We start from the raw sequence: 3,124 nt of genomic DNA on the forward strand, positions 1-3,124 counted from the left end.
GTGTTTTCGAGAGCGTCGACGCGAGCCGCAGCCCCAGCGTGCGCCTGCGCGCCCGCCTGCTGCCGTATGCCGGCCGGGCCGCCGTCCGCTCGCTGGTGCAGCGGGTGACGAACCTGCCCGCCCGCCTCGGCGACGAGCTGCGCCACCGCGGCGACGAGTAGCCGCGTTCCCTTCGCGGTGGGACCGGAAACAGGGCCGCCCGAGCGGCGAGCGCCTCGGGGTCAGTCCAGGTAGTCGCGCAGCACCTGACTGCGGCTGGGGTGACGCAGTTTGCTCATCGTCTTGGACTCGATCTGGCGGATCCGCTCGCGGGTGACGCCGTAGACCTTGCCGATCTCGTCCAGCGTCTTGGGCTGGCCGTCGGTCAGGCCGAAACGCATGGCGACGACGCCGGCCTCCCGCTCGGACAAGGTGTCCAGGACGGAATGCAGCTGCTCCTGCAGCAGGGTGAAGCTGACGGCATCGGCCGGGACGACCGCCTCGGAGTCCTCGATGAGGTCACCGAACTCGGAGTCGCCGTCCTCACCGAGCGGGGTGTGCAAGGAGATGGGCTCGCGGCCGTACTTCTGCACCTCCACGACCTTCTCGGGCGTCATGTCGAGCTCGCGGGCCAGCTCCTCCGGCGTGGGCTCGCGGCCGAGGTCCTGCAGCATCTGCCGCTGGACCCGGGCCAGCTTGTTGATGACCTCGACCATGTGCACCGGGATGCGGATAGTGCGCGCCTGGTCGGCCATGGCGCGCGTGATGGCCTGCCGAATCCACCAGGTCGCGTAGGTCGAGAACTTGTAACCCTTGGTGTAGTCGAACTTCTCGACCGCCCGGATCAGTCCGAGGTTGCCCTCCTGGATCAGATCGAGGAAGAGCATGCCGCGGCCGGTGTAGCGCTTGGCGAGCGAGACCACCAGTCGCAGGTTCGCCTCGAGCAGGTGGTTCTTGGCCCTCTTGCCGTCCTGGGCGATCCACCACAGTTCGCGCTTGAGCTTCTGGTCGGCGATCTCGCCGGAGTTCAGGCGCTCCTCGGCGAACAGGCCGGCCTCGATGCGCTTGGCCAGTTCGACCTCCTGCTCGGCGTTGAGGAGGGCGACCTTGCCGATCTGCTTCAGATAGTCCTTGACCGGATCTGCGGTCGCCCCGGCGGTGACGACCTGCTGGGCGGGCGCATCGTCCTCGTCGTCGTCCCGGATGACGAAGCCGGCGCTCTCGTCCTGGTCGTCCTCGCCGGCCGCGGCGGGAGCGGCCTCGCCGTCCGCCTCCTCGCCGTCCTGGGTGTCCGCGGACCCCGGCGCCTCCCCCTCGGCCTCGGCGTCGGCCTCGACGTCGGGTTCTTCGGCATCCTCGAGGTCCTCGGGCTCGGCGGTGTCGGCGTCGTCAGCCAGGGCCTCCTCGCCTTCGGGCTGCTCAGCGACGTCGGCGGCGTCGCCCGGGGCCGTCTTCTCAGTGGCCGTCTTCTCAGTGGCCGTCGTCTCAGTGGCCGTCTTCGCGCTGGCCTTCTTCGCGGTCGTCTTGGCTGTGGTCGTCTTGGCGGCGGCCTTCGCGGCAGTCTTCGCCGGAGCCTTGGCGGCGGCCTTGGCAGCGGTCTTGCGGGCCGGCTTGGCCGCACTCGTCGCATCCGAGGTCGTCTCGACCGCCTCGTCCGCGGGTTCGTTCTTGGCCGCGCGCTTGGTCGGGGCGCTCTTCGCCGCGGACTTCGCTGGTGCCTTGGCTGCCTTGGTGGTCTTGGTGGTCTTGGCGGTGGTGGGCATGTCGAGTACGACCTCGATTCCTTGTTCTTCGATCGCCCGGACGACGGCTTTGCGCCGGCGTTCGGTGACGCTGGCCGCGGTCATGGCCGCGACGAGCTGGTTCGCCGAGATCGCGCCCGCTGTATGTCCGAGCCGGACCAGGTCCTGCAGCGCCGTATGGCTGAACTCACGGGGCAACTCGGCAGCTGGCGCTACGGAACGGGGCACGAGCGGCACGGGACCCTTTCACGGGGTAGATCGAGTCGCCTCGTCAGGGCGTGACGAAGCGACTCTTAAGGGGGTGGTTGTCTGGTGACAGGCGTCGCGTGGACCGTGTCGGACAGCGGGCCTGTTATGCCTTGCGCAGTTGGCCCGAGGTGCGCACGTCGACATCGACATCGACATTATAAAGCGCCAGGCCGCACAGCGTTATTCCCACCCTGGATTTCGTGCCGTGCCAGGGTGGCTCGCGCTGCCACGCCGTCCGGCCGGGTGCCGGGCCTGCCCGCGTCGGCTGGTCAGTCCGCCTTCACGGCCAGGACCGGGCAGGGTGAATCGAGCAGGATCCGCTGGGCGTTGGAGCCGAGGATCAGCTTGCCGACGGGCGTGCGGCGCCGCAGGCCGATGACGATGAAGTCGGCGTTGATCTCCTCCGCGATCGCGATGAGGTCCTCCGCCGGCTCGAGGCCGCGCACGGGCGAGCGCACTTCGACCTCGACGCCGTCCGCCTTGAGGTCGGAGGCCAGGTTGTCCAGTCCGTCGCGCTGCTCTGGATCGACCATGTCGCGGCCACCGCGAGCGGAGTTCACGACGACGAGCGAGGTCCCTCGCAACTTGCATTCCTCGGCGGCGCGCGTCAGCGCGGCCCGCCCTTCCTTGGTGGGGACATATCCAACGACGATCGCCACTGCGGCTCCTCCTTGAGTTCGCGGCCGTTGCCCCCAAAACTACCCGAGATCGCGCACCCTCACGCGCGACTCGCGCCGCAGTTCACACCCGATCACCGCCGAAGGCGAGGTACGGGCGGGGCAGGGGTGCCGCAGGAGGCGCCGGTGGTCCCCTGACGCTCGCCGCGTGCCCGCCGAGATCACGCCGCTCCGCTGTCCTGAACCACCGTGCCGGGTGGCCGGCCGGGCACGTGACCTGCGGCAACCATGTCGGCCATGATGTTGGCGAGCACGTGATCGGGGTCGGCCTCCAACGCGTGCTCGATGGCGCCGGTGCACACCAATCCCTCGCCGAGCCGGCCGGCCAGGATGGCGGCGACGGCATACGGCCCGGCGGCGATGGGGGCGGGGGCCAGGCGCGCGACGGTGAGGATGCGCTCGAGGACCTCGCGCAACCGGGCCCGCTGCAGGTCCGGTCCGTGCCAGGGCGGCTGCTCGCCGCCTTCCACGTGCCGG

At 69.9% G+C, this 3,124-nt stretch carries 3 protein-coding genes; all 3 read right to left on the bottom strand.

Annotated elements, in window-relative coordinates; translation table 11 throughout:
- Positions 1–221 precede the first annotated feature (221 nt).
- A complete protein-coding gene (locus BN11_RS17285) occupies positions 222–1,949 on the bottom strand; it encodes an RNA polymerase sigma factor (protein WP_048701843.1) in 1,728 nt (575 codons plus the stop codon).
- Between the two features lie 290 nt (positions 1,950–2,239).
- The gene (locus BN11_RS17290; protein WP_048699564.1) at positions 2,240–2,629 is read right to left on the bottom strand and encodes a universal stress protein; all 390 of its coding nucleotides are present in this window, start codon (positions 2,627–2,629) and stop codon (positions 2,240–2,242) included.
- A 179-nt stretch (positions 2,630–2,808) separates the two neighbouring features.
- A partial coding sequence (locus tag BN11_RS17295; protein WP_162213277.1) for a DUF4192 family protein occupies positions 2,809–3,124 on the bottom strand: 316 nt, incomplete at its 5' end.

It is taken from the genome of Nostocoides australiense Ben110, assembly GCF_001050535.1.
Classification (GTDB): Bacteria; Actinomycetota; Actinomycetes; order Actinomycetales; family Dermatophilaceae; genus Nostocoides_A; species Nostocoides_A australiense.